Here is a 26,088-nt window from a genome sequence, read left to right as displayed (position 1 = left end):
AGATTAAATTTGGAACAAAAATAAGAGGCAATTTTGTCGCTTTCTAATTATCGATTCGTCAACTAAAACTAGTTAATAATCAGTTTTTTAATTAATGATTTTGAGTCATCCGTTATTTTTACCAGATACACTCCTTTGTTATGATTCGTTACAGACAGGTTTGAACCATCATCGTTCTTTCTTTCAAAAACCTTTTGACCAAGGATATTATAGATTTCAATTGAAAAAGCTTTATTTGAATTGTCGATTGAAAAGTTCCTGTCACACGGATTTGAATACATTTTAAAATTGCTAAAATCTACAGTTGCTGTGGTTTTAGCTGATTTTGTTTCGATACGACTTCCCAAATTACAACACGTGTCAAAGGTATAAGAATCCTAATGCGTAGTACTATTAAATGTTGTAGTTGGGGAAGTAATAGTCGATTTTCTTCTTAAAGTTATATCAATTGCAAAATCCGCCGTTCCTCGATTAAAAGTTCCAATGATATCGATCAGCACTCCGTTTTTAAATAAACCTACAGCATCATTCCTATTAAAAGCCATTTTAGCAGCTGATGTAGAAAGGTTCGCAGAACTTGTAGAGTTACAACTTTAAGCGATCAAATGGTTTATAATGGCAAATTTACTTTTGTTTATTCAAGTTTCTTGTCATGGCAACTCCTGTACTTCAGGATCCGGCACCATTTGTTTGTTTTTTAATATTGTATATTGACATATTAATTGCTTTTGATAAGTGGTAGTTAAAATTTTGATAAAACTACTATTTTTATTAGTGCTTCAGGTTACTAAGTCTTTAAGTAAATCAAAAGTTTTTTCCTGGATTTAAATGAAATACAGTCTCATTCATAAGTGTTTATTTTGGAAATGCTTTGTTTTGATACGCTCCTAAATCCGGTGGTAAAGTTCTAGTGTTTCCCATGATGTCTATCGAAATCAGATATGCCGAATTCCCTTTTGCGAAAGCACTAGAAGTGTCGTCAATATTGAATTTGTTTTGAAAAATTTTAAAAAATTTCGGATCCTTATTCAAAATTATTGCGTTGTAATGTGCAGCATCTGTTCCAAATTGATAATCAGGATTCGTGGTAAATGTATTAGATACGTTATCAAATTTCAGCAGACAATTATTGAATTGGTATTGGAACGCGGCACCCGTTTTTTTCTTTAAAACCATTTCAGTGGAATACGACCCATAAATAATACAATTGCTGAATGTTGCCGCAGTTAAATCTTTGACTTCAGGAACGGCACCCGTAATATAGTTGCTTACAAAAACGGCAACTTGCTCAGAACTGTTCCAATTGTTGTTGAACGTACAATGGGTGAATTTATAATTCCCTCCATAAGAACAAGCTAAACTAGCCTGACCCGCATTATTGATCACCAGATTTTCTCCATTAATTTTTGCGGTCTGCGCCAAAACGCCATAATTAGCACAATTGTAAATTTGGGTGTTTTTTATATTTACGGTCGTTCCATCATTGTTTTGTACCAATAATCCGATGGTGGCATTTTTGATGGTAAGATGATTCAAATTGCTGTTGATGCTGCCATTGGTCAGCCAGATTGTTCCCCATTGTCCCGGAACATCAGAATAATCAGGTTCTAAACGGTCTCCTTCAAAAATGACCTCTTTCTCTAGTTTATCAGTTGTAGATGCGGCTCCGTTCACATTAATCGATGCGGAATTAGATACAATGAGGCCAGAATTTTCGTGAAAATGAACCCTCGATCCTGCATCAAAAGTTACCGTTTTTCCTGAAGGAACTGCGGCATAACCGTAAATAACATAAGGTTTTGTGTTTTTGAAATGGAGTTCGTTTCCGTTTACTGCATCATTTTCTTCTAAAAAGAAACCGTCAATTTTTTCGTCACCAATTGGAAGTGTTTCGGTAGTTCCATCAGCAAAACGTTTTGGATAAAGAAAAATGGCATCTTGAATTAAGGTCACCAATTCTATCTTTTGAAGGTTTTCGCCACTATCAAACTGAATTTGGTCAGTATAAAGAAAATCCGTTGGATTAGCATCTGCAATATTGGCTGTGGTTTCAATGAAAATATACAAACTGTCTTTGGCTAATAAATCTACATTGCTGAATATTTTACCGTTGTTTCCTTGCATTCCGTCAACCGTCATTCTATATTTTGAATTCAATCCTTTCGCAAGCTGTATCGTAGGAATAGTGATGTCATTTTTACTTTTATTGTAGACTTTTAGTCGGTAGGTACTAGAACCAATATTAGAGAAAACAGTATCTAAATAAATAGTATCTTTAGAAAAAGTCAAATCACCAGTGCTGGCCGTTGTTTCAAAATCACTTCGACAGGAGCAAACTGAAATAAATATTCCAATAAAAAACAAAAAAGTGATAGGACGCATTGCGTTAGATTTTTTGTAAAAATAGGAAAAAACTCATTTGGATGGCTATGAATTTTAATTTGAGTTTATATTATCAATTGTTTTGCTGTTTTCTAACTCATCTTTTATTTAAATTTACATTTTAAAAATAAATCGGATGATGTTGGATAAAAGTAAAATGCTGGAATACTGCAATGAATTTTCAAAAAACACCTTAATGCAAACCCTAAACATTGAATATATTGATGCTGGTGAGGGTTTTTTAGTGGCTAAAATGCCTGTAAACTCTTCAGTTCATCAGCCTATGGGATTATTACATGGCGGCGCTTCGGTCGCTTTAGCAGAAAGTGTGGGCAGTGCGGCTTCTCATTTTTTTATTAATGACAAAGAACAAGAAGTACGTGGAATTGAAATTTCGGCGAATCATTTAAGGAGCATTCGCGAAGGAGTTGTTTATGGAACGGCCCGAATTATTCATAAAGGAAAAACGCTGCATCTTTGGGAAATTAAAGTGACAGATGAATCCGGAAATCTGATTTCATTGTGTAAATTGACTAATATGGTTTTAACCAAAGAGAAAAAATAAAATGTAAAGACCATTTTTCATTAAAATCCATTTTAAAATGTAATCTATGATAGATTTATTTATAAAAGTAAAGCAGCAAGAAGCTCAGAATTTACCTTTTGTCTTATACAGAAAACCCAATGATATCAAATTAGTGGGTTATTTTCAGAATAACGACCATTTATATTTTGCAGAAAATTTTGAAGAGAGCGGTTTTGTTTTTGCCCCTTTTGAAGGTAGTCAAATGATCCTTATCCCTAAAAAGGAATCTGTAAAATGGGAAACTCTAATTACATCTTTAGTAGACAGTACTTTTTTTGATTTCAAAGAATCAGAAGACATGCAAGCCAAAGCGCATTTTGAAAAACTTGTTAAAAAAGGAATTGATGCTATTGCAAATGGAATTCTAAGAAAAGTGGTTTTGTCTAGGAAAGAAATTATTGGTTTGTCCGATTTTGATTTAGTCTCCATTTTTGAAAAATTAATTCAAAGTTATCCAAGTGCTTTTTGTTATTGTTGGTTTCATCCAAAAATAGGATTATGGATGGGCGCCACGCCGGAAAGATTGCTTAAGGCCACTAATAAGAAGTTTAGTACGATGGCACTTGCCGGAACACAAAAACTTGAAGGTACGGCTGAAGTAGTCTGGGAGAAAAAAGAAATGGAGGAACAGCAATTTGTTACTGATTTCATTATAAATAATCTAAAAGATCTTTCCTTAGAAGTGTCTCTTTCCAGCCCCTATACCATTCAAGCGGGAACTTTGGCTCATTTAAAAACGGATATTGAGGGTATAATAAAGGGAAACTCTAGTCTGAAGCAAATCGTTTCTGTTTTACATCCAACACCTGCCGTATGTGGCTTACCTAAAGACGCTTCCAAAGCCTTTATTTTGGAAAATGAAGGCTATGAGAGAGAATATTATACTGGGTTTTTAGGGGAGTTAAACAAGGAAGGATTTAACAAAGAGGAATTAAAAACGGATTTATACGTTAACTTGCGGTGCATGCAAATTAAGATGGGGGCGGAACTCGCCATGACGCAAGCGCATTTGTATATGGGCTGCGGTATTACAATTGACAGTATTCCTGAAAAAGAGTGGAGGGAAAGCGTCAATAAATCGGCGACGATGAAGAAAATTTTAGATTTGGAGCAGTAATTCACAAAATGATTTCTGTTTCTGGTGCCGTAAAATAAACAGTTGTCGATTGCGAATGCTTTAAAACATTAAACAAAAAAAACTTTAAACAAATTTTTGATGAAATTAGATATACTAGCTTTTGGCGCGCATCCGGATGATGTAGAATTGGGTTGTGCCGGAACCATTTTAAAAGAAATTTCCTTAGGTAAAACAGTTGGAATAGTCGATTTAACCCGGGGAGAATTAGGAACCCGTGGTTCGGCTGAAATTAGGGATCAGGAAGCAAATGCTGCTGCAAAAATTTTAGGCGTTTTAGTACGCGAGAATTTAGAAATGCGTGATGGATTTTTTGTAAATGACGAAAATCATCAGTTGGAAGTTATAAAAATGATTCGTAAGTACCGACCAGAAATTGTATTGTGTAATGCAATTGACGATCGCCATATAGATCATACAAAAGGAAGTAAATTAGTTTCGAATGCCTGTTTTTTATCAGGATTGAGAAAAGTAGAAACGAGTGTTGACGGAGTAAATCAGGATGCCTGGAGACCTAAGTTAGTTTATCATTATATGCAATGGAAAAACCTTGTACCAGATTTTGTGGTTGACATTACTGGTTTTACCGATAAGAAAATTGAATCTATTACAGCGTATGGTTCACAATTTTACGATGCCAATTCTAAAGAACCAGAATCACCAATCACCAGCAAAAACTTCTTTGAAAGCCTTAATTACCGTTCACAGGATTTAGGAAGGCTTGTGGGAGTAGATCATGCAGAAGGTTTTACTGTTGAAAGATATTTGGCAGTCAATAGTTTAGGAGATTTGATTTAATTTTCATGTAATTTTTTAAAAAAATTATTTGCAGAAGTAAACTTATGTTGTATATTTGCCACCGCTAAGCAAATGGTGGTTGTAGCTCAGTTGGTTAGAGCATCGGTTTGTGGTACCGAGGGTCGCGGGTTCGAGCCCCGTCTCCCACCCAGAAAGCAAAAGCTTCGAAGAAATTCGAGGCTTTTTTTGTGGAATAAACTTTCGCGAGATACTTGTGTTTATTTATTGGCTTGAATATTGTAATGGGAATGCTGTAAATCGCATGACAATTTGAATTCGCTTAGAATTTTGATCATGAGACAAAGGAGGACAATAATTTTGTAGAAAAAGTAAACTCTGAAAACTAGTGTAAACAGGTATTCAGAGGCAATTCTAAAATCAGCAGGAAAATAAATTTTTGAAATTGATTTGAGGAATACTGAATATAACAATTAGATTCTTATGGTCTGTTTAATAAAGTTCGTTTTTAAGTTTTCATATTTCCTTTTGCCTATCTTTGCGCTCATTGATGTCTGATTTTCAAATACTATTTTGTATTCAAAATTTTTAAATATCATTGAAACTAACAAATGAAAAACGAGCAAATCAGTTCTAAAATTCTCAAAAGTAATTATATTCCAACTTCGGAATTTTATAGTCAAATCATTGATAGCTTGCAGGATTACTCCATTTTTACCATTGACAATGATTTTGTAATTAATAGTTGGAGCTCTGGGGCGGCAAAAATCTTTGGTTATAAAACAGATGAAATTATAGGAAAACATTTTGATATCATTTTTACAGACGAAGACCAACAAAATGCTATACCAAAAAAAGAAATTATAACAGCATTAAAGGAGGGAAGAGCAACAGATAACAGATGGCACCTTTGTAAAGATAAAAGTGTGTTTTATGCTTATGGATTAGTTTTCCCATTAACTGGAATTGATGGTGAAATGTTAGGATACGTTAAAATCCTACGCGACTTAACAGAAAGGAAGAAATCAGAAGATGCTATAAAAAATTATGTCAAAGAATTAGAAGATCTAAATACGCACAAGGAAAGTGTTCTTGCTATTCTTTCGCATGATTTGAGAAGTCCGCTGTCAAGTATAATTGCAACAACTGGCTATTTGAAAGCAAATTTTGAACGACTAGACCCAAGTATTGTTATTGAAATGCTTGAGCTCATCCATAAAGCATCGATCGACGAGTTAAATATGTTAGACTACTTAGTCGAGTGGGCAAGAATAAAATATGCAGCAGAAGTATTTTCTCCAAGAAAAATTGAATTGGTACAATATGTGAAGAAGGTATTTGACACTTTAAACGATACGGCTTCTTTAAATGCAATAAATCTTCATCACGAAATTGAGGAGAATACTAAAGTTTTTGCCGATGGAAAAATGTTGCTTTCGATTATTCAAAATATAGTTTCAAATGCAATAAAGCATTCATTACCCGGAGGTAAAATTACGGTTACGGCTAAAACCCAAGATGATAAAATAATAGTCCGAATCAAAGACTCAGGTATTGGCATGTCTAAAGAAATTCAAGAAAAACTTTTTACGCCACAAATGAATATCCTCTCCAAAGCTAGATTAGAAAATAAAGGCGCGGGGATTGGATTATTACTAGTGAAAGGCTTTTTAGAAAAAAATGGTGGTGAAATATGGGTAGAAAGTTTAGTAGGAGAAGGTTCTTCTTTTTATTTTACACTGCCAATGGAAAAACCGCTGCATAAAATAGACAGTGGTGATGAAATTATGTTTGATGAGAGTGCTTAAATTATTTTTATACAATATAGATTAGAGAAAAAGTCCAAGTAAATGGGCTTTTTTTGTATTCTAAATCTAAATAAAAATAGAGCTTTGAATTTTTTCTAAGCTCTATTTTATGGTTTGCACAAGGGATAGCAGTGTAAATCCTTTTATTACCCTGTCAGGGTTCAATTCAACACCCTGACAGGGTAATAAAAGATTGAAACGCATAACCCGACAACGCTGTAACGGTAGTGCAAGCGTGGATGTGCCCCAATTTTAAATTTATTTTTTATCCACTACTGGACGATTTTCTCTGTTTGCCAATTCCCAAGCGGTTACGAAAGCAAATTGCGCTCTTTTGGCCAATGCGTCATATTCAATTTTATTTGGTTCATCCGTTTTTTGATGGTAATCGGCATGGACACCATTGAAAAAGAAAACGGCTGGAATGCCATTTTTGGCAAAATTATAATGATCAGAACGCTCATAAAAATGATTTGGATCTTTTGGATCGTTATATTTATAGTCTAAATCTAATTTAGTATACTTCGCATTTGCAATAGTACAAATAGTATTCAAATCAGTTGATAAACGGTCAGCACCAATAATATATACATAATTATTCGTGTTTGCATGTGCCTCGTCACGACGACCAATCATATCAATATTAATGTCGGTTATCGTGTTTGCTACTGGGAACAAAGGGTTTTCTGAATAATAACGAGAACCGTGCAAACCGTGCTCCTCTCCAGTCACATGAAGGAAGAGAATAGAGCGTTTAGGGCCGTGGCCATCTTTCTTTGCTTCTTGGAATGCTTGTGCGATTTCCAGTAAAGCGACAGTTCCGGAACCGTCGTCGTCAGCACCATTATATACTTCGCCATCTTTGATCCCAACGTGGTCGTAATGTGCTGAAATAACCAGAACTTCATTAGGTTTCTCGGATCCTTCAATGTAGGCCCAGATATTCTCTGAGTCAGGCAAATTTTCGTTGCGTTTTGCGTTTAGGAAAGCAGCGGGGATTCTTTGGTAATAATCAGTGGCGCCTTTAGGAAAGGAAACGTTGTTTTTCTTGTATTGATTGATTAGGTAAACACCTGCTTTTTTTTGCCCTTCAGAACCCGTTTCACGCCCTTCCATAGAATCAGCAGCAACAATATACAAATGCGTTTTTAATTCATCTGCTGTAATTGTGTTCATGTACTTTGTAGGATCAACATAATTAAGACTGATTTTTTGACTAATGCAACTTGTGTTTAAAATTATAAGTAAACTGAATGCGGTTATTTTTCTCATGTTTTTTAATGTAAATTGATAAATGTGTAAAAGGCAAAAAGTGTAAATATAATAATGATTAGAATGAAGTTAATAAAAAATAATAAACTGTTGTTCAGGACTGAAATAAATCTTGTTTCTATAAAGCGTTTTCATAATGGGTTAAATCCTTAAAAAAAATGAATATTGAGGTGATGGAATGCTTTTCTGGTATCCGTGTTTTGCTGACCGCAATTAGGACGGAGTCTATTTTCTACAACATATCTGCAATTTAGACAGGTTTTATCTTTTCTGATTATACTTTTTGACATAAAAAAAAACAGTGTAAATTCTATATTTTTGTTAAATTTTAATATAAAACTAACAAAAAAACCGAACTTATACCGTTTTTAAAAAATATATTTAAAAATTATTTAAAAACTTCCTTCAAGAAAGAATTCATTCGTTTCCAAGAACGTTTGGCTGCTTTTTCGTTATAAGCCGCTCCTTTCGAATTATCGTTTCCAGCTTCAGGATCTGTAAAGGCATGTACTGAATTAGCGTAATAGATCATTTCCCAATCTGCTTTTGTATCTCTCATTTCTTGTTGAAAAGCGGCTACTTCCGCAGCTGGTACATAAGTGTCATCAGCACCATGTAAAACCAATATTTTTGCAGTGATTGGATTATTAACTCTAGCAGTATCACGTCCTAAACCACCGTGAAAAGAAACTGCTCCTCGAATTTTCATTCCTGCTCTTGCTGCTTCAAGAACACCAGTTCCACCAAAACAGTAGCCTATCACAACAATATTATCCCGATTTGCACCTGATTTTACTAGCTGATTAAGAGCAAGTTGAATGCGCCTTTGATAATCAGCCACATTGTTTTTGTAGAAGCCGGCTTGCTTTCCTGCTTCCTGTGTGTTTGTTGGGTAGTTTCCCTCGCCATATATATCCGCTACAAATGCATAATATCCCATTTTTGATAATTGCTCGGCTGATTGTTTTGCATGCGTATCTATTCCTTTCCAAGCGGGAAGAATTAAGATTCCAGGTTTACTTTTGCTTCCTTTTTTTGGAGCAATTGACAATCCATTTAATTTTTGATTTCCATCTGTGTATTTTACTGTTTTCAATTGTGCAAATACACCATTGGAAAACAATACGAATCCTAAAAGGACAAAGAAAATATTTTTCATATCGGTTGTTTTATTTTTACAAATGTCTCAATTAATGGGTGTTAAAATTAAGATTTTTATTTTTTTATCTTATGACTGTATTTTTAATTCTTGTAATAAAAAGTAGAGCGATTATTCGCCGGGATGATAGGTTTTTTTAGCATTTTTTTGAACATCGTCTTTATAAAATAAGACGTCTTTGAATTGTCCTTTTCGGTACATTTCAGCTTGGTCATAGAAATGTTTCGATTTTGGATCGCTACTGTTTCCACCTGCTAATAAAGACTTTGCTTTTATTTTTGGACCAAATTCTACTGCACATACAAAACTGTTGCCGTTAAATCCGTAGCGCTTTTTGCTGCCTTTTTGATAATTGCTCTTGTAAGCAGGTAAACTCCCCCAGAGTGCTGGTCCATAACCTATTGGTGTACTTTCTAATGTATCATTATAAACGAGATTGATATCACCCGATAATCGCTGGAAACGATTAATTTCTCCCCAAGGAATTTGCCAAGTGCCAAATTTTGTTTTTAACTCATTCACCACTATTTGCAGTTGAGGAATCAATTGATCGGGAGAAGCATTTTTTGCAAAATTCTGAGTATTTTGGACTTGATCCAATTCACCTTCTTCAACATATACCTTTTGAATAATAGGATCTAATTTATAGGCCCATTCAATAGCTAAAGTTGTAGCTGTTGAATTTTCGTTGGTGTAATAATCCCAATTCTTTAAAAGCGTTATTGGTTCTGCTAATTCCTTGTAAAGCGGATTTTCTTTGCTTATATTTTTTTCGAAGCTGGCAACTAAGGCTGGAATTAGAAATTCAAAAGCAGTTAGTTTTGTATCGTAACCGTCGGCAATTACTTTGTCCAGCGTATAATTGTTGCCTTGACTTAATAAGCGAACGGCATTTAATCCCCTAAAACTTTCACCATCGGGCGCCATATAAGGTCTATAATTTTCTTTTTTCGGACTGTTAATTCCAGCCACAGAATAGGGTGTGGAATTGCAATTTTGCAGCCAGCCGTTTGTGGGATTGTATAAATGAACTGTTTCTAAAACGGGATGCAATCCTTTCCATTGTGTGGCGGATGTTGCGCCGTCCATCACTTTTGACCAATTTAAGTTTTTGTCTCTAATTGGAATGAAATTTCCGTGCCAGTAAGCAATATTTCCTTTATTATCTGCGTAAACAGTATTGTTTGAAGTATTGGCTTTTAAGTCCATTGCTTTTTTGTAGTCGTCAAATCCTTTCGATTTCGTTCTTACCCAACTTTGCACCAAACTGTTCATGGAACGATTGTTTGATTTTAAGCTAATCCATTTTCCATCTCTTTTTGCCATTATTGGACCGTTATTGGTAAAGTATGTTTTAAAGGTTTTGGGAATCAGTTTCCCATTTTCAAGGTACTTGATGGTTATTCTTTTTTCGATAATTGGAATTAATTTTTTATCGTATTCGTAAAATAATTTGCCGTGTTTAGTTACGATTTTCTCGGCATAGATATCGGCTACATCCACATTGGAAGACGTATGCATCCAGCCACAATTTTCATTAAAACCTTGATATATAAAAAATTGTCCCCAAGTTACTGCGCCGTAAGCATTTAATCCTCCCTCGCTGCTTATCTGTATTTCAGGTCGGAAATAAAAGGTGGTGTGCGGGTTGATATACAAAATGGCATTTCCGGAAGCAGTTTTTGAAGGGGAAATTGCAAATCCGTTAGAACCTGTTTGCACGTCTTTTTCTCTTTCTATGTAGGCTACTTTATCCGTGTTTCCAGAATAAAAAGCTTTCAATTCTCCTGTCGAAAGATCGGCAGTACTTATGGCTCCGATGCTGCCATCTGTCCACAGTAAAGGATACCAAGGTTCAAAATGGGTCAATAATGCAGGTTTCACTTCGGGGTGATTGTTTAAGTAAAAATTTATTCCGTCAGCATAACTATTCAATAATTTTTTTAGCCAAGGCGTAGCTTTTTTATAATCCGCTTTCGCTTCCTCCGTGTCAATCAAAAGTTTAATTTCTAAATCATTGTATAAAACCGATTGCCCTTTAATTTCGGAAAGTCTCCCCAGTTTTTCGATATAATTCATTTCTACTCGTTTGAAATCGTCTTCACATTGTGCGTAAAGCATTCCAAAGACAGCATCAGCATCAGTTTTCCCATATATATGAGCAATTCCCCAATTGTCTCTGATAATTGTTACTTGTTGAGCTAATTCTTGGAGTCTTTTAATTTCCTTAGTAGAAATTTTTTGCGAAAACATTGGAAAACTAAAACAAAAAACTAAAATAGCCAACGGTAAATTGTTTTTGAAATACTTCATTTTTATTAAATTTTAAATTTTTGACCTTCTTTGTAAATGGCCATTTTCAAACTTTTTATACTTACGAGATTATTGTTTTTAGACTTGGTGATTCCCTTTGGTTTTTTAAACACAATAACTTCGCTTTCGCCAATAATTTCGATTTCTTTATTACTAATAATAATAGCTGTGCTTTCATCAATACCAATTCCTGTGTGATTTGGGAATTCAATTAAAGCCGATAGTAATCGATTATAGCGGCTTCTTTTTAGAAAATGCTGATCTATAATTACATTTTTAACAAGACCTAATCCTTCAGCGGTTTCCAGATTATCGTATCGAATATTATTGAAAGTCTCGGTATATTTAGTCTCTAATTTTTGATTTCCTGTAATCATATGTTCACACATCACAGCTGCTCCCGCGCTTGTTCCTGCTATAGTACTGCCGTTTTCATAAGCGTTGCGAATAGCAACACGAATTGTAGTGTTTCGCACAACATTCATAAATTTAGACTGATCGCCACCGCTGATGAAAATTAGTTTTGCATGCTGTAAGGAATCATTCCATACTTTATCATTAACCGTTTCATGATCAAAATTGAGCATCACGATTGGATTCGGAGTCAGTTTCTTTATTTGTTCTTTAAAGTAAATGTAAGCGCTGTCAGGTTGTGCACTCGACATGGGTAAAACCACGATGTAATCTTTTTTCTTTAAATTAGATATCGTGATTAACTGATTCATCAACTTATCAGATTTGATTCCGCCACCAATAATAAATAGTTTACCGTTTGTTTTTTGTGCTTTCATCGTAAAGCTAACGGACAAAATAATAATAAAAAATAGGGTTTTAACCCAAAACTGCTTTAGAATTTGTTTTTTTATCTGCATTTAATTTGTCTTTTGATAGTTTTACATTTTACAATGAAACATTCCTTTTGAAGGCGCAACCCAACTCTATGATCGAATCTGTTTTTGAAATACCAGGGATATTGTCAATTTTTTCATAAAGAATCTTTCTCATGTGCTCATGGTCTTGGGCTACTATTTTTATATAAAGAGTAAAAGAACCAGTAACATAATAACATTCTGTGATTTCGGGAATATTTTTTAATTCGGCAATAATTCGATTCGAATCCTGGTCTTTGTTTAAAGTAATACCTGTGAAAGATGCCCAGTCGAAACCAATTTTTTTCTCATTAATAATTGGTTTTATCCCAATAATTATTCCTTGTTCAATTAATCTGTTAATGCGCTGGTGAACCATCGTGTTGGATATTTTTAAAGCTGTGGCAATAGCTGAATACGCCATTCTGCCATCTTTTTCAAGTTCTTTAATGATATTGATATCGAATTCATCCAATAATGCATCCATGAGTTTTTTTTATTAAATTAAAAAGGTATTCTTAATTAGTATAAAAGTAATTATTATTTTTCATCTAAAGCTAAAACCACATACTATTTTGCAAAAAATGACTTATTTACGTAACATTAAAAGTAATATTAATTATTTTACATCAAAATCAAGTCAAAATACTCATATATTGTTGTTAAATAAAAAATATTAGTTATTTTTGTTTCAAAGTTTTAAAAAATAGTAAGTTATGGAACATATAGATCAAACACTTTCTTCAAAGTCTAACGAGTTGATAGAAAAAGAAAATAAATACGGTGCTCACAATTATCATCCTCTGCCGGTAGTTCTGGAAAGAGGTGAAGGAGTGTATGTTTGGGATATCGACGGAAAAAAATATTTTGATTTTCTATCAGCTTATTCGGCAGTAAATCAAGGACATTGTCATCCGAAAATTGTTGGTGCTATGATGAAACAAGCGCAAACGTTGACCTTGACTTCACGTGCTTTTTATAACGATCAATTGGGCCCTTATGAAGAATTCATGACCAAATATTTTAATTTTGATAAGGTTTTGCCAATGAATACTGGAGCTGAAGCAGTTGAGACTGCTTTGAAAATATGTAGAAAATGGGCGTATGAAGTAAAAGGAATTCCTGAAAATCAAGCACAAATAATTGTTTGTGAGAATAATTTTCATGGAAGAACTACTACTATTATTTCGTTTTCAAATGATGAGAATGCACGTAAAAGCTTTGGTCCTTTTACAGAAGGATTTATAAAAATACCATATGATGATACTGAGGCATTAGAGAATGTTTTAAAATCAACTAAAAATATTGCAGGTTTCTTGGTAGAACCAATTCAGGGAGAAGCTGGCGTTTATGTTCCCGCAGAAGGTTATTTGGCAAAAGCCAAAGCACTTTGTGAGGAACACAATGTTTTGCTCATTGCTGATGAGGTTCAAACAGGGATTGCGCGTACGGGAAGATTATTGGCTACTTGTGGAAATTGTTCTTGTAAAAAAGGATGTGAAAACAAACCGGAAGTTAAACCAGATATTCTTATTTTAGGTAAGGCCATTTCAGGTGGTGTTTATCCGGTTTCGGCTGTATTGGCGAATGACCCAATTATGAATGTAATCAAACCAGGACAGCACGGTTCTACTTTTGGTGGAAATCCTGTTGCAGCTGCTGTAGCCATTGCAGCTCTTGAAGTGGTTCGAGATGAAAATCTGGCTGAAAATGCTGCTTACTTAGGAGAAGTTTTAAGAACGGGACTTAACGAAATTGCTGCAAGAAATCCTTTAATCACGTTGGTTCGCGGTAAAGGATTATTAAATGCTATCGTTATTAACAGCGATGAGGAATCCGATTTAGCTTGGGATATTTGTATGAAATTTAGAGATTATGGTTTATTGGCAAAACCAACACACGGAAACAAAATACGATTTGCTCCGCCATTGGTTATTACCGAGGCTCAAATTCACGAATGTCTGGCGATTATTGAGAAAGCATTAAATGATTTCAAATAATGGTTATTACAATGGAAAAAGCAATTAAATTAATAAAAAACAGATCTGATATTGGTGCCGGAACCAGAGGTTCGGATATGGGTATCGATGCAATCGAAATTGCGGCTATTAATAAAAATAGCGATTATTTTAATCAATTTGAATTTGAAGATGTGAAAACACATAACGAATCCATATACGATAAAAATCGAAGTACTTCTGCCAAAAGAATTGAGCATGTTGTAGAGCAATGTACTCGGGTTTGTAATGCGGTGAAAAAAAATTTAACGGATAATTTTTTTCCAATAGTATTATCTGGTGATCATTCCTCAGCATTAGGAACAATAAGTGGTATAAAGACAGCATATCCCGAACAGACATTAGGAGTGATTTGGATAGATGCCCATGCTGATTTGCATTCGCCTTATACATCGCCTTCGGGTAATATTCATGGCATGCCATTATCGGCGGCTCTTGCAGATGATAATTTAAGTTGTCAGAATAATGAAGTGCCTCTTGAAACGCAACAGCATTGGGAGAAAATGAAAAATATAGGTAGTGAAGGTGCTAAAGTAGTGGCCGAAGATATTATTTATTTTGGTGTTCGCGATACCGAAGAAGCCGAAGATAAGCAGATTGAAAAGTTGCATATAAGGAATTATAAAGTTCACGAAGTACGTTATAGAGGGATCCAAACTTGTGTGATTGAGGCTTTGGCAGAGCTAACGAATTGTGATATCATTTATATTTCTTTTGATGTGGATTCCATGGATTGCGATATGATTTCGTATGGAACGGGAACTCCGGTGCCAAAGGGATTTGATCAATATGAAGTCATTGCAATTATTAACCAAATTATCGAAAGTAAAAAAGTAGTTTGTGTCGAGTTTGTGGAGGTAAATCCCCTATTGGACACCAAAGGAAACAAGATGGCAGAAACTGCTTTTGAAGTTTTAGAGGCTGTAACGTCAACACTTATTTTACCTATTGAATAAATTTTAATGCATAAATAAAATAAAAATGACAGTAGAAAATAGTGTTATAGGTGATATTGATGTCATTTTTAAATTATACGATGAAGGAACAGCGTACCAAAAAAGTGTTGCGAAAAAACATTGGAAAGGATTTGAACGATCATTAATTGAAGCTGAAATCGGTGAAAGCAGGCAATGGAAAATAATTGTTGATGGAGAAATTGCATGTGTTTTTGCAATTACATACAGCGATCCTTTTATTTGGGAGGAAAAAGATAAAGAACCTTCAATATATATCCATAGAATTGCCACTAATCCTTTCTTTAGAGGGAATGGCTTTACGAAACGAATTGTAGCGTGGGCAAAAGAATTTGCATTGGAAAATGAAAAGCGATTTATCCGAATGGATACAGGGAGCGGTAATGATAAACTCAATAACTACTATATAAGTTGTGGCTTTACTTATTTAGGAATAACAGAATATCAAGTTACTGATAGTCTTCCTGAACATTACAAAGGCGGTTCTTCCAGTTTATTTGAAATAGCAGTACAATAGGTAATTTGATTTTTTGAGCATTGGTCTATTTGTTACGTAGAGACTTTTTTTCTTATTGAATACTCTTAAAAATTTGAATTAGTATTTAAATCCCAAAATCTATCTTGATTTTGGGATTTATTTTTTACGGATTTTATTGATTTGGTATTGCTTTGTTCATTTTTTAATAAATAAAACGGTTTAAATCGTTCTATATTTATTATAGATGGAATTATAGTTAATTGTGGGTTCAACTTCACATATTTACGTATATTTGCAATAAGTATTTTTACTTAGTTTTAATCAAAATCGTATGATACAAGTGGACCAAGCCTTATCGATTATTGCAGAAAATAGTTGCAAAATGACTGTCAGAAAAATTAAAGTGACCAAATCACTTGGTTATATTTTGGCGGAAGCAATTTATTCTCCCATGGATATGCCGCCTTTCCGTCAATCAGCGATGGATGGTTATGCTTTTTCGCACAGTGAATTACAACATTTTGATGTAGTAAGCACTTCACAAGCGGGTGATTTTTCGAATAAGAAAATAAAGAAAGATCAGGCAATACGAATATTCACTGGAGCATATGTTCCAGATAATTTGGATACCGTTGTCATGCAGGAACATACTACGATTGAAAATAAAACACTTGAAATTACCAAAATGCCTGTTCTTTTTGCGAATGTCAGAAACAAAGGCGAGCAAATAAAAGAAAACGAACTGGTACTTGAAAATAATGCCGTGATTACTCCTGCGGCAATCGGATTTTTAGCGTGTTTGGGAATTAAGGAAATAACAGTTTATGCCAAACCTAAAGTAGCAATTGTGGTTACTGGGAACGAATTGGTAAAAGTGGGTAAAAAATTATCTGAAGGGAAGATTTACGAGAGTAACTCTATTATGCTGGAAGCTGCTTTGCAGGGAATTGGGATTAAAAAAACAGAAAAATTCCAGGTAAAGGATAATTTGAAAGCGATAAAAAGAATTTTGCAATGTTGTCTTTCGGGTTTTGATGTCGTGCTTGTCTCGGGCGGAATTTCGGTTGGAGATTATGATTTTGTAAAAGAAGCACTTTTATCTAATGGAGTAGAAGAGTTGTTTTATACAATTAATCAGAAACCAGGAAAACCGTTGTTTTTTGGAAAAAAAGACAAAACATTAGTTTTTGCCTTGCCTGGAAACCCAGCTTCGACATTGACCAGTTTTTATATTTATGTGTATCCGGCGCTAAAAATAAATATGGGTTTTGAAGCAATTCATTTGCCAAAAATCAAACGGAAAATAAGTTCAACAATAGAGAATACAACAGGAAAATCCTTGTTTTTGAAAGGGTTGTATGATGATGAAAAAGTTACCATATTGGAGAGTCAAAGTTCAGCCATGTTGAACACTTTTGCGGTAGCAAATGCTTTAATTTATTTGCCTTATGATGTGGTAAATGTTGAAAAAGATCAGGAAGTACTGGTTATACCACTTAATTAATAGATGTAAGATGTCAATAGTAAATAATGATTTTTTGATTTTATTCGGCGTATTACTAGCGGTGGTTGCGTTTTTGTATTCCAGCGTGGGTCATGGTGGCGCTTCGGGATATTTGGCATTGATGGCGATTTTTGCATTCCCAGTTTCGGTGATGAAACCATCAGCCTTGTTGCTTAATTTGTTTGTTTCAGGAATTTCTTTTTTCTTTTATTATCAAAAAGATTTCTTCAAACCCAAACTGTTTTATCCTTTCGCGATAACTTCGGTACCGGCGGCTTTTATAGGCGGAATGATTCCGTTAGAAAATAGTTGTTATAAAATAGTGTTAGGAATCGTATTGATTCTAGCAGCGCTAAGATTATTGGGTTTTTTTAATTCTAAAGAAACAGATAGTGCTAAAATGAATATTCCTCTAGCTATGGGGATAGGTTTTGGAATAGGTTTATTATCCGGAATGTTAGGGATTGGTGGCGGTGTTATCCTGAGTCCAATCATTTTATTATTGGGTTGGGCAACGTTAAAAGAAACAGCAGCCATTTCAAGTTTATTTATTCTGGTGAATTCTATTGCAGGACTTTCGGGCTATTTTATGGGAGACAAAACGTTTCCAACAGAAAGTTTTTATTTAGTTCCAATAGCTGTTTTCGGAGGGATGTTAGGCGCCTATTACGGGAGCGGATATTTTTCCAATAAAGTGTTGAAATGTGTGTTAGCAACAGTAATCCTATTAGCGAGCGTGAAGTTGATTGTTTAAATCAATAAATTATAAAGTATGCAAGTATCAATTCTTTGTGGAGGAAAAAGCAGCCCAATGCAATTGGAAAAAGGATTGGTGTTGTACCAAAACAAACCTTTTATTGCGCATATTATTGAAGCGGTTTTGCCAATATCAAGTAACATTCAATTGATTACGAATACCAACGATTACGATTATTTACCATACAATAAAGTAAAAGATATAGTAGTTCATAAAGGACCTTTGGGCGGAATATATACAGCTCTGGTTCATTCAGAAACGGAGATGAATTTGATATTGAGTTGCGAGATTCCATTAATTTCTTCCGAAATACTGTTGGAATTGATTGAAAATCATGGTACAAATTTTGAGGTTTCTGTTTTTAAAGATACTGATTGGATTCATCCTTTGATAGGGATTTATGCTACAACTATACTACCTGTTTTAAAAAAGGCAATTGATGCTAATGATTTGAAAATGATGCGCTTAATTTCAAATGTAAAACATCAATTGATTCCGATTCCGAATGCCAAAAGACATCTGTTTAAAAATATAAATTCTGTTGCCGAGTTAAACGAATTGAATACCAATTTATCCTAGTTAAAATGAAAAATTCAAATACACCAAAATTGACAATCGTAGGGGCAGGTCCCGGAGATGTAGAGTTGATCACTTTAAAAGCAATCAAAGCACTCGAAAGTGCTGATGTTGTTTTGTATGATGCGCTTGTAAATGAAGAATTATTGCAATATGCTACGAAGGCAGAAATCATTTTTGTTGGAAAGCGTTTTGGTTGTCACGCGTACAGTCAAGATCAAATTAATGAATTGATTGTGTCGATGGCAAAACGTTTTGGTCATGTCGTTCGATTGAAAGGCGGCGATCCATTTGTTTTTGGAAGAGGAAGTGAAGAAATTGAATATGCTGAAAAATTTGATTTAGAAACTGCTATTGTTCCTGGAATTTCATCTGCTTTAGGGGTGCCGGCGTCTAATGGAATCAGTTTAACACAAAGAAGAGTTGCCGAAAGTTTCTGGGTAATTACCGGAACTACTTCGGATCATAAATTGTCTAAAGATGTGGCTTTGGCTTCTCAATCCTCGGCAACGGTGGTCATTTTGATGGGAATGAATAAATTGGACGAAATTATTTCGATTTATCAAAACAACAGAACCGATGATTTGCCTGTTGCCATCATTCAAAATGGTACCAAAGACACGGAGAAAAAAGTGGTTGGAACCATAAGTTCTATTGCGAAGTTGGTCGAAGAGCACCAACTTTCCTCTCCTGCAATTATTGTTATTGGTGAAGTGGTGCGAAATGCTTCAAAATTAACGACTTATTTTCAAGAGGAATTATCCGAGGATGAGTTTATTTTTCAAAACTTAAATTTAACCCCATGATTGCAGTCAAATATTTTGGCGCCATAGCCGAAAAAACAAAAACTCCAGGAGAACAATTTTCTTTTTCGGGTTTACCTTTACACCAATTAGTAGCAGCATTAGAACAAAAATACCAATTGAGTTCACTTTCTTTTAGTGTTGCAATTAATCAAAAAATAGTACAGGATACAGCAAATTATATGCTGAAAAGCAATGATGTTGTTGCTTTATTACCACCATTTGCTGGAGGGTAGGATTTTTGATTGCTGATTAACGATTTTTGATTTAAGATTTTAAAAAAAAACTCCGCATCAGTAATAAATTTTTTGATTTTTGTCTACAAAACCTAAATTTATGGAAACAGCACGATACAACCGACAAATTATACTTCCTGAAGTAGGTATTAATGGGCAACAAAAACTGCAACAAGCCAAAGTCTTGATTATTGGTGCCGGAGGATTGGGTACAGCTGTTTTACCGTATTTAGCTGCAGCCGGAATAGGGGAAATTGGAATTATTGACGACGATAGAATCGAAGTGACTAACTTGCAACGCCAAGTAATTTACAAAAGTAGTTCCGTGGGGAAAAGTAAAGTTCTCGAAGCAAAAGCTATGGCTTTGGAACTTAATCCTTCTATAAAAATAAATGCATTTATTGAAAAATTAGACTCTAAAAATGTAATTCCATTATTCGAGCAGTATGATATTATGGTTGATGCCACGGATAATCTGAATACTAAATATTTGATTAATGATGCGTGTTGCGTAACCAACAAACCGTTTGTTTACGGTTCTATTTATAAATTTGAAGGACAGGTTTCTATTTTTAATTATGAAAACGGCCCTACATACCGCTGTCTTTTTCCTGAGGAATCAGCGCAAGTTGGCAACTGTAATGATGCTGGTGTTATGGGAATATCGGTTGGAATCATTGGAATGTTTCAAGCGAATGAAGTTTTGAAAATGGTTTTGGGAATAGGAGAGTTGTTGTCTGGTAAATTATTAGTTTATAATATGTTGAATAACGAGCAACAGAAGTTTGATTTTTCAAAAACAGACACCAATACGATCGATAGAGTAGCTTTCGAAAATAAACATGCATTCGTTGAAGCTTCAACTATTGAAATCGATGCTGCTTTTGCATTGGAACAAATGCATCATCCAGAAGTTGTTTTTCTGGATGTTCGAAATGCAGAGGAATATCCAAAAATAACAATCAAAAATGGAATTCAAATTCCGTTAGACCGTTTAGAATCTGAATTGCATCTTTTGAATGTTACTGCATCAATGTTTGTTTTTTGTCAATCCGGAATTAGAAGTAAAAAAGCAATTGAAATTCTTAGAAATAATAATTTCATGAATGCCAGAAGTATTGCTGGTGGCGCTATTGCATTGGATAAAATACTGCATAAAGGAACGGTTTCTGTTTCCTAAAATATAAAAATAAAAAGCATGAGTACCAAAACTGTTTTCATTCAGGGACCAATTTCATCGGAATTTATAGGGAATTCGATTGCGAAACACCAATCGAAAACCACTATTGGAGCACACAATATTTTTTTGGGTCAAGTTAGAGCCGATGCAATTGATGGTCAAACCGTAGCTGCAATTGATTACAGCGCTTACGAAGAAATGGCAGACGAAGCCATGGCGGTAATTAGAGAGAAAGCTTTCGCGCAATTCGATTTAATTTGCATGCACATTTATCACAGTTTGGGTCTGGTTAAAGCAGGAGAAATCTGTTTGTTTGTCTTTGTTTCGGCAACCAGAAGAAAGCAAGTATATGAAGCCACGGAAACGATTGTGAATTGGATTAAAAGAGATGTGCCAATTTTTGGTAAAGAAATATTCGAAAACAGTACTTTTGTCTGGAAGAAAAACACGTTATAAATGGTTGATATCACACATAAAATAAGTACGCTCCGAACCGCAACCGCAAAGGCAACAGTAATTGTGAGTCTTCAAGCCACAATTGATGCCGTTGTAAATAATCTGGTTCCAAAAGGGAACGTACTGGAAATGGCAAAAACTGCGGGTTTATTTGCGGTCAAAAACACGCATTTATCCATTCCTGATTGCCATCCTATTCCTATTGAATTTACATCGGTGGAATATGAAATCAACGCATTAAGTATTGATATTATTTTCAAGGTAAAGACGGTTTATAAAACTGGAGTTGAGGTCGAGGCGATGCACGGCGCTTCGATTGTGGCGTTGACAATGTATGATATGCTGAAACCTATTGACAAAAATATCGAGATTTCGACCATTAAATTAATCAATAAAGAAGGCGGAAAATCGTCTTTCAAAAATAGATTTCCATCAGCGATTAAAGCGGCGGTTTTCGTTTGTTCCGATTCAATTTTTGCAGGAGATAAAGAAGATCGTTCCGGGAAAATCATTGTCGAGAAACTGGAAGTTTGCGGAGTTGAAACGACACATTACGAAATTATACCGGATGAAATGGATGTGATTCAAGAGCGCGCTAAAGCTTTCTCCAAAGAAAATCAATTGATCATTTTTACAGGTGGAACCGGGCTTTCGCCAAGAGATGTTACACCGCAAGCACTGGAGCCGTTATTAGAAACTAGAATCCCGGGAATTGAGGAAGCCATACGCAGTTATGGGCAACAACGCATGCCGTATTCGATGCTTTCCAGAACCGTTGCAGGAACTTTAGGAAATTCGTTGGTATTGGCTTTGCCGGGTTCAACCAATGGCGCAAAGGAATCCATGGATGCCATATTTCCTCACGTGCTGCATGTTTTTCATATATTAAAAGGCAATAATCATGACGCCAAATAACGCTGTTTTAACGGATGATTTTGGACGTAAACACAACTATTTGCGTATTTCCTTAATTGAGAAATGCAATTTGCGTTGTACCTATTGCATGCCAGCCGATGGAATTGTATTAAGCCCAAAAGCAAACCTGATGACGGGTGACGAAATTCACGCCATCGCCCAAACATTCGTCACTAATGGTGTTGACAAAATAAGATTGACCGGAGGTGAACCGCTATTAAGAAAAGATTTTCCTGAAATAATAGCCAAATTGGCTTCGCTTCAAACAGATATTTCCATTACTACAAACGGAATTCTGATTAACAAACATCTAGACGTTTTAAAGCAATTTAACGTCAAAAAAATCAACTTGAGTTTAGATACTTTGGTGGCTTCAAAATTCCATTCGATTACGCTTAGAGACCAGTTTCAGAGTGTAATTGATAATTTGCATTTATTGTTGAACAATGATTTCAAAATCAAAGTCAATGTGGTTTTGATCAAAGGATTCAATGACGATGAAATTATTGATTTTATTAAACTCACTGAGTTTTTACCCATTTCGATTCGGTTTATAGAATTCATGCCTTTTGCAGGAAATGAGTGGGACAAGAGCAAAATGGTTTCTCAAAAGGAGATTTTGGATCAGGTGCAACATCATTTTCCGGAATCCCATGTAGAGAAATTAGAAGACGATAAAAACTTCACCGCCAGAGAATTCAAAATAAAAAACTACTTGGGAAGTTTTGGGATAATCAGTTCGATAACCAATCCTTTTTGTGACGGCTGCAACAGAATTCGCCTTACGGCAAACGGGAAAATAAAAAACTGTCTGTTCTCCAACTCCGAAACAGATGTATTGACACCTTTCAGAAATGGTGAAGCGATAGAAGACTTGATTGCTTTTGCCATTAAAAACAAAAAGAAAGTAAGAGCAGGAATGACTACTATCGAGGATGTAAACAATCCCGCTTTGAATCAAGATAACCGCAGCATGATTGCTATTGGCGGTTAATTTTCTACAATTTTTTTTAGGAGCTACTCCCGTTATTCGTTGCAACCCATTTGGTCTCAAACCCTTTTTCTAGGTACCGGCAGGAGCTTCCTGCGGTCGCTCTGCCACCACCAGAAAAAGTGGTTTCCACCTGCATTTGGTTTTCACTGCTACCGGGGCTAGGGATTTTATGCAAAAAAGAACGTGAATGTGGTTTCCCGTAAAGTTTACAATTTAGAAGGAATTATCTTTGAAAGTAAGTTAATTATCAAAAGTGATTTATCAGATTTTTATGCAATTAAATGTATATTTGAAATAAGTGATGTTTGACGATCATTATACCTATCTGAAAAATTTAGGGGTGATAAGTATGATATCGTCAGACTTATATACTAGTTGTACTCAATTATTTCGAACGTAACCTTAAATTAATGAAACCTATAGATTTTCCAGATATAGTTTATAAATATCGATGTTGGTCAAATGAATTACATAGAAATATTCTAACCAAAGGTGAATTATATTTATCAGCACCAAAGCATTTTAATGATCCATTTGATTTTGGGATTACTAAAAATTATATGTTATTAGATAGTCAAGAAAAGATTAATCGTTATGTTGATGAAGGAATAGAAAAACACAAATTTTGGCTTCTAAAAGATGACCGAAATTTAGAAAATGAGAGAGCGTTTCATCTGAAAAGATTAGAAAATCTTGAAAGTTACCAACAGGAACACGAAGCTATTGAATCTGACGCCAACAATAAACACTACGGTATTTTATCTCTATCAGCAAGATGGGACTCTATTTTGATGTGGTCACATTATGGTGATTTTCATAAAGGTTTTAACGTTGGATACAATGAGCGACATATGAGAGAATCTGGTTTGTTTGGTAAAGGAGGCCAAGTTGTTTACTCTGACGATTTTCCTCAATTAGATCCTTTTAGTGAACATACAATGGAAATCTCAGCAACACAAACTCATTATAAATCTAAAGAATGGGAATATGAGCAAGAATATAGATTAACAAAACTTTTTTATCCCGAACCCGCAAGTGAAGCTAATAGGATAATTAATATTCCTTTTGAGTTTATAGATGAAGTAAATTTGGGAATCAATATTTCGGACATTCACAAAAATGAAATCGTTGAAATAGCTAAAACTAAAAACATTAAAGTTTATCAAACAAAGAAAATTCCATTTCAGTTTGGATTATCTAGGTTTCAATTATAAGAGCGAACAACAGCAGTTTTCCGAGATTGCGAAATATGAACAAAAATAATTTATCTTAATGAAATATATGCGGTTACGAAGTTCACAACCTCGCAAAGCCGCGAAACATAGCTATAGCTTGAAAAAAAATTGTAAGAATTCAAAAATCTAAAATAACTAATGTCTTTAATAGATAAACTAAAAGAAGCTCAAGAAAAAAAAAGAAAAGCTATTCCATCTCAAGTTTTTTTTAATCATTTTTTTGCTGTATCATATCACATTGAATGTAATACGGAACGTTTTAATTTGAAAAAAAACACATTTTTTAATAATTTAAAATTAAGAAATGAAAATTTTGATTTAGAGAGTATTAGAAAATTATTATGGAACTCTTGGAGTACAGAATATGCCTTCACATTAACAACTTTAGCCAATAATGAAGAATTTTATAAATTTGCTTTACATTGGAATTTTCCACAAGCATATTACTCAATTTATCTCTCATTAACAGCATTTCATGAAACTCAAGGATTAGCGAATGAACAACATGAAAAATCTATAAAAATATTTGGAAACTCAGTAAAAGATGGACATTATCCAAAAGCAATTAGTTTTTTTAGTAAAGGGTTACATGAAAGTTACGAATATGAAGGAATTGAAACTTTTAAAAAATTCCCAAGGGATTTTTGTGGTTTAGCAAGAATTGAATCATTAGATGAAGCTCAATTACAAATTGCACTTTTTCTAAAATCTACGAGGAAAAAAATAGCTGAAAACAAAAGAGAAAAATTAAAAAATAATAATGACAAAAAATTTTTAAATGCAAAAGGAGAATTTAGAAAGTCATTTTCAAAACTTCATTGGGATTTAATATATAAAACAATTCCCGAAACAACTATTTTGAATATAATGTATCGATTGAGAATAAAAGCAAACTATCATGATGTTGAAACTTTTATTAATGCAAATATAGATTTTAAAACATTTCACGAGTGTTTAAGTAACATAATACATTACTTAAACTTTGTGCATGAAGCATATATTTGTAAAGCTTTGGGAAAAACTGAATATCAAAAAATACTAAATAATTTCCCAGGACATTTAAATAAAGAAACTGCAATAAAAAGATTTTCTGAATTTGAAAAGCAATTGAAATAAATAAGCCATCAGCTAACCCCCAGCTAGCGCGAGCGTCCCGCTCGTGCCCACAAAGGATTTATATTTTGGAAACATAATTAAATCATTAAATTATTGCGAAAAAAAAGAGAATAGAATTTGATTATGGGCACGAGCGTGACGCTCGCGCTAGCCTCTAAAAGACCACTGAAATTCCACCATAATATTATATTTTTTTAAACTATCTCTGGCTCGTTTTCAACAGTACCTACTTTAATAGTGCAAAACGTAGCGCTTGTAACATGAACGACTTATAAGCTTTTTTCAAAAAGAGTATTTTTGTAATTAGTTCTTACTTTTGAGAGATTTATTTAAATGTAATTGCTTCGTTCCTCGCAATGACCAGATTGTGAAAATGTCATTATAAAAAAAGTTCGTGATTCCTAGCCCTGATGGTAGCGGCATCCTCGTAACGCAGTGGAGAGATACAGCGGACAGCAGGAGGATTCGTTCTTGAAATCTGCAATCATGCTGCTCCTAAAGATAACCGCCCAGTGTACAGGAACTTTCTGCTTGTGATTTGAAACTAAATTTCAAAAAAATAGCGA

General features: G+C 34.4%; 26 protein-coding genes and 1 tRNA gene. 19 read left to right on the top strand and 8 right to left on the bottom strand.

The genetic code is table 11. The features are described from left to right. Window positions 1-68 precede the first annotated feature (68 nt). From ACFX5D_RS14510 to ACFX5D_RS14500, 3 genes are all read right to left on the bottom strand, one after another. Window positions 69-281, bottom strand: a complete 213-nt coding sequence (locus tag ACFX5D_RS14510; RefSeq protein ID WP_379858927.1) for a T9SS type A sorting domain-containing protein — start codon at window positions 279-281, stop codon at window positions 69-71. A gap of 96 nt (window positions 282-377) precedes the next feature. Continuing rightward, window positions 378-545 carry a hypothetical protein gene (locus ACFX5D_RS14505; RefSeq protein WP_379858926.1) on the bottom strand — a complete coding sequence of 56 codons (168 nt, stop codon included), beginning with the start codon at window positions 543-545 and terminating at the stop codon, window positions 378-380. Window positions 546-855: 310 nt separating this feature from the next. Continuing rightward, window positions 856-2,382, bottom strand: coding sequence for a hypothetical protein (locus ACFX5D_RS14500; RefSeq protein WP_379858925.1), 1,527 nt, complete (start codon window positions 2,380-2,382; stop codon window positions 856-858). A gap of 136 nt (window positions 2,383-2,518) precedes the next feature. On the opposite strand from ACFX5D_RS14500, the gene ACFX5D_RS14495 reads away from it, so the two are divergent. The 5 genes from ACFX5D_RS14495 to ACFX5D_RS14475 all read left to right on the top strand — a co-directional run bounded on the left by ACFX5D_RS14495 (window position 2,519) and on the right by ACFX5D_RS14475 (window position 6,667). Further along, a complete protein-coding gene (locus ACFX5D_RS14495; protein ID WP_379858924.1) occupies window positions 2,519-2,947 on the top strand; it encodes a PaaI family thioesterase in 429 nt (142 codons plus the stop codon). Window positions 2,948-2,993: 46 nt separating this feature from the next. Then, the gene (locus tag ACFX5D_RS14490; RefSeq protein WP_379858923.1) at window positions 2,994-4,085 is read left to right on the top strand and encodes a chorismate-binding protein; all 1,092 of its coding nucleotides are present in this window, start codon (window positions 2,994-2,996) and stop codon (window positions 4,083-4,085) included. 99 nt (window positions 4,086-4,184) lie between these two features. Continuing rightward, window positions 4,185-4,901, top strand: coding sequence for a bacillithiol biosynthesis deacetylase BshB1 (gene bshB1, locus ACFX5D_RS14485; RefSeq protein ID WP_379858922.1), 717 nt, complete (start codon window positions 4,185-4,187; stop codon window positions 4,899-4,901). Between the two features lie 74 nt (window positions 4,902-4,975). Then, window positions 4,976-5,051 (top strand) — tRNA-His (locus ACFX5D_RS14480). A 419-nt stretch (window positions 5,052-5,470) separates the two neighbouring features. Continuing rightward, the gene (locus ACFX5D_RS14475) at window positions 5,471-6,667 is read left to right on the top strand and encodes a PAS domain-containing sensor histidine kinase (RefSeq protein ID WP_379858921.1); all 1,197 of its coding nucleotides are present in this window, start codon (window positions 5,471-5,473) and stop codon (window positions 6,665-6,667) included. A gap of 258 nt (window positions 6,668-6,925) precedes the next feature. Here the strand turns inward: ACFX5D_RS14475 and ACFX5D_RS14470 are convergent, their stop codons facing one another. The 5 genes from ACFX5D_RS14470 to ACFX5D_RS14450 form a co-directional block, all read right to left on the bottom strand. Beyond that, complete coding sequence (locus ACFX5D_RS14470) at window positions 6,926-7,939, bottom strand: M28 family peptidase (RefSeq protein ID WP_379858920.1); 1,014 nt, start codon at window positions 7,937-7,939, stop codon at window positions 6,926-6,928. A 388-nt stretch (window positions 7,940-8,327) separates the two neighbouring features. Further along, entirely contained in the window at window positions 8,328-9,098 is a 771-nt protein-coding gene (locus ACFX5D_RS14465; RefSeq protein ID WP_379858919.1) for a dienelactone hydrolase family protein, read from the bottom strand. Window positions 9,099-9,209: 111 nt separating this feature from the next. Beyond that, on the bottom strand, window positions 9,210-11,411 hold the full coding sequence (locus ACFX5D_RS14460) for a penicillin acylase family protein (protein WP_379858918.1): 2,202 nt from the start codon (window positions 11,409-11,411) through the stop codon (window positions 9,210-9,212). Between the two features lie 5 nt (window positions 11,412-11,416). Then, window positions 11,417-12,283 (bottom strand): cyanophycinase, encoded by an 867-nt coding sequence (locus ACFX5D_RS14455; RefSeq protein WP_379858917.1) that lies wholly within the window; start codon window positions 12,281-12,283, stop codon window positions 11,417-11,419. A gap of 28 nt (window positions 12,284-12,311) precedes the next feature. Further along, on the bottom strand, window positions 12,312-12,767 hold the full coding sequence (locus ACFX5D_RS14450; protein ID WP_379858916.1) for an Lrp/AsnC family transcriptional regulator: 456 nt from the start codon (window positions 12,765-12,767) through the stop codon (window positions 12,312-12,314). Window positions 12,768-12,996: 229 nt separating this feature from the next. Between ACFX5D_RS14450 and rocD the strand changes: the two genes are divergently transcribed. The 14 genes from rocD to ACFX5D_RS14380 all read left to right on the top strand — a co-directional run bounded on the left by rocD (window position 12,997) and on the right by ACFX5D_RS14380 (window position 25,522). Further along, window positions 12,997-14,280 (top strand): ornithine--oxo-acid transaminase, encoded by a 1,284-nt coding sequence (gene rocD / locus ACFX5D_RS14445; RefSeq protein WP_379858915.1) that lies wholly within the window; start codon window positions 12,997-12,999, stop codon window positions 14,278-14,280. Between the two features lie 11 nt (window positions 14,281-14,291). Continuing rightward, complete coding sequence (gene rocF, locus ACFX5D_RS14440) at window positions 14,292-15,254, top strand: arginase (protein WP_379858914.1); 963 nt, start codon at window positions 14,292-14,294, stop codon at window positions 15,252-15,254. Window positions 15,255-15,279: 25 nt separating this feature from the next. Further along, window positions 15,280-15,789: a GNAT family N-acetyltransferase gene (locus ACFX5D_RS14435; RefSeq protein WP_379858913.1), complete on the top strand. Its 510-nt coding sequence runs from the start codon at window positions 15,280-15,282 to the stop codon at window positions 15,787-15,789. Window positions 15,790-16,081: 292 nt separating this feature from the next. Beyond that, window positions 16,082-17,254, top strand: coding sequence for a molybdopterin molybdotransferase MoeA (locus tag ACFX5D_RS14430; protein WP_379858912.1), 1,173 nt, complete (start codon window positions 16,082-16,084; stop codon window positions 17,252-17,254). Between the two features lie 10 nt (window positions 17,255-17,264). After that, window positions 17,265-18,008 (top strand): sulfite exporter TauE/SafE family protein, encoded by a 744-nt coding sequence (locus ACFX5D_RS14425; protein WP_379858911.1) that lies wholly within the window; start codon window positions 17,265-17,267, stop codon window positions 18,006-18,008. An 18-nt stretch (window positions 18,009-18,026) separates the two neighbouring features. After that, on the top strand, window positions 18,027-18,590 hold the full coding sequence (locus tag ACFX5D_RS14420) for a molybdenum cofactor guanylyltransferase (RefSeq protein WP_379858910.1): 564 nt from the start codon (window positions 18,027-18,029) through the stop codon (window positions 18,588-18,590). Between the two features lie 5 nt (window positions 18,591-18,595). Beyond that, window positions 18,596-19,393 (top strand): uroporphyrinogen-III C-methyltransferase, encoded by a 798-nt coding sequence (gene cobA / locus ACFX5D_RS14415; protein WP_379858909.1) that lies wholly within the window; start codon window positions 18,596-18,598, stop codon window positions 19,391-19,393. Continuing rightward, complete coding sequence (locus ACFX5D_RS14410) at window positions 19,390-19,626, top strand: MoaD/ThiS family protein (RefSeq protein WP_379858908.1); 237 nt, start codon at window positions 19,390-19,392, stop codon at window positions 19,624-19,626. The genes cobA and ACFX5D_RS14410 overlap by 4 nt, the downstream gene beginning before the upstream one ends. 100 nt (window positions 19,627-19,726) lie before the next feature. Continuing rightward, window positions 19,727-20,806 carry a molybdopterin-synthase adenylyltransferase MoeB gene (moeB, locus tag ACFX5D_RS14405; RefSeq protein ID WP_379858907.1) on the top strand — a complete coding sequence of 360 codons (1,080 nt, stop codon included), beginning with the start codon at window positions 19,727-19,729 and terminating at the stop codon, window positions 20,804-20,806. An 18-nt stretch (window positions 20,807-20,824) separates the two neighbouring features. Next, complete coding sequence (locus ACFX5D_RS14400; RefSeq protein ID WP_379858906.1) at window positions 20,825-21,262, top strand: molybdenum cofactor biosynthesis protein MoaE; 438 nt, start codon at window positions 20,825-20,827, stop codon at window positions 21,260-21,262. Further along, window positions 21,263-22,177, top strand: coding sequence for a bifunctional molybdenum cofactor biosynthesis protein MoaC/MoaB (moaCB, locus tag ACFX5D_RS14395; protein ID WP_379858905.1), 915 nt, complete (start codon window positions 21,263-21,265; stop codon window positions 22,175-22,177). It begins immediately after the preceding gene. After that, on the top strand, window positions 22,164-23,171 hold the full coding sequence (gene moaA / locus ACFX5D_RS14390) for a GTP 3',8-cyclase MoaA (protein WP_379858904.1): 1,008 nt from the start codon (window positions 22,164-22,166) through the stop codon (window positions 23,169-23,171). Before moaCB ends, moaA begins: the two co-directional genes overlap by 14 nt. Window positions 23,172-23,581: 410 nt before the next feature. Next, window positions 23,582-24,385 (top strand): DUF2971 domain-containing protein, encoded by an 804-nt coding sequence (locus ACFX5D_RS14385; protein ID WP_379858903.1) that lies wholly within the window; start codon window positions 23,582-23,584, stop codon window positions 24,383-24,385. 159 nt (window positions 24,386-24,544) lie between these two features. Then, window positions 24,545-25,522: a hypothetical protein gene (locus ACFX5D_RS14380; RefSeq protein ID WP_379858902.1), complete on the top strand. Its 978-nt coding sequence runs from the start codon at window positions 24,545-24,547 to the stop codon at window positions 25,520-25,522. Window positions 25,523-26,088: the final 566 nt, after the last annotated feature.

This window comes from Flavobacterium fructosi (assembly GCF_042787335.1).
Lineage (GTDB): Bacteria > Bacteroidota > Bacteroidia > Flavobacteriales > Flavobacteriaceae > Flavobacterium > Flavobacterium fructosi.
This window is presented reverse-complemented; position numbering and strand designations above follow the sequence as displayed.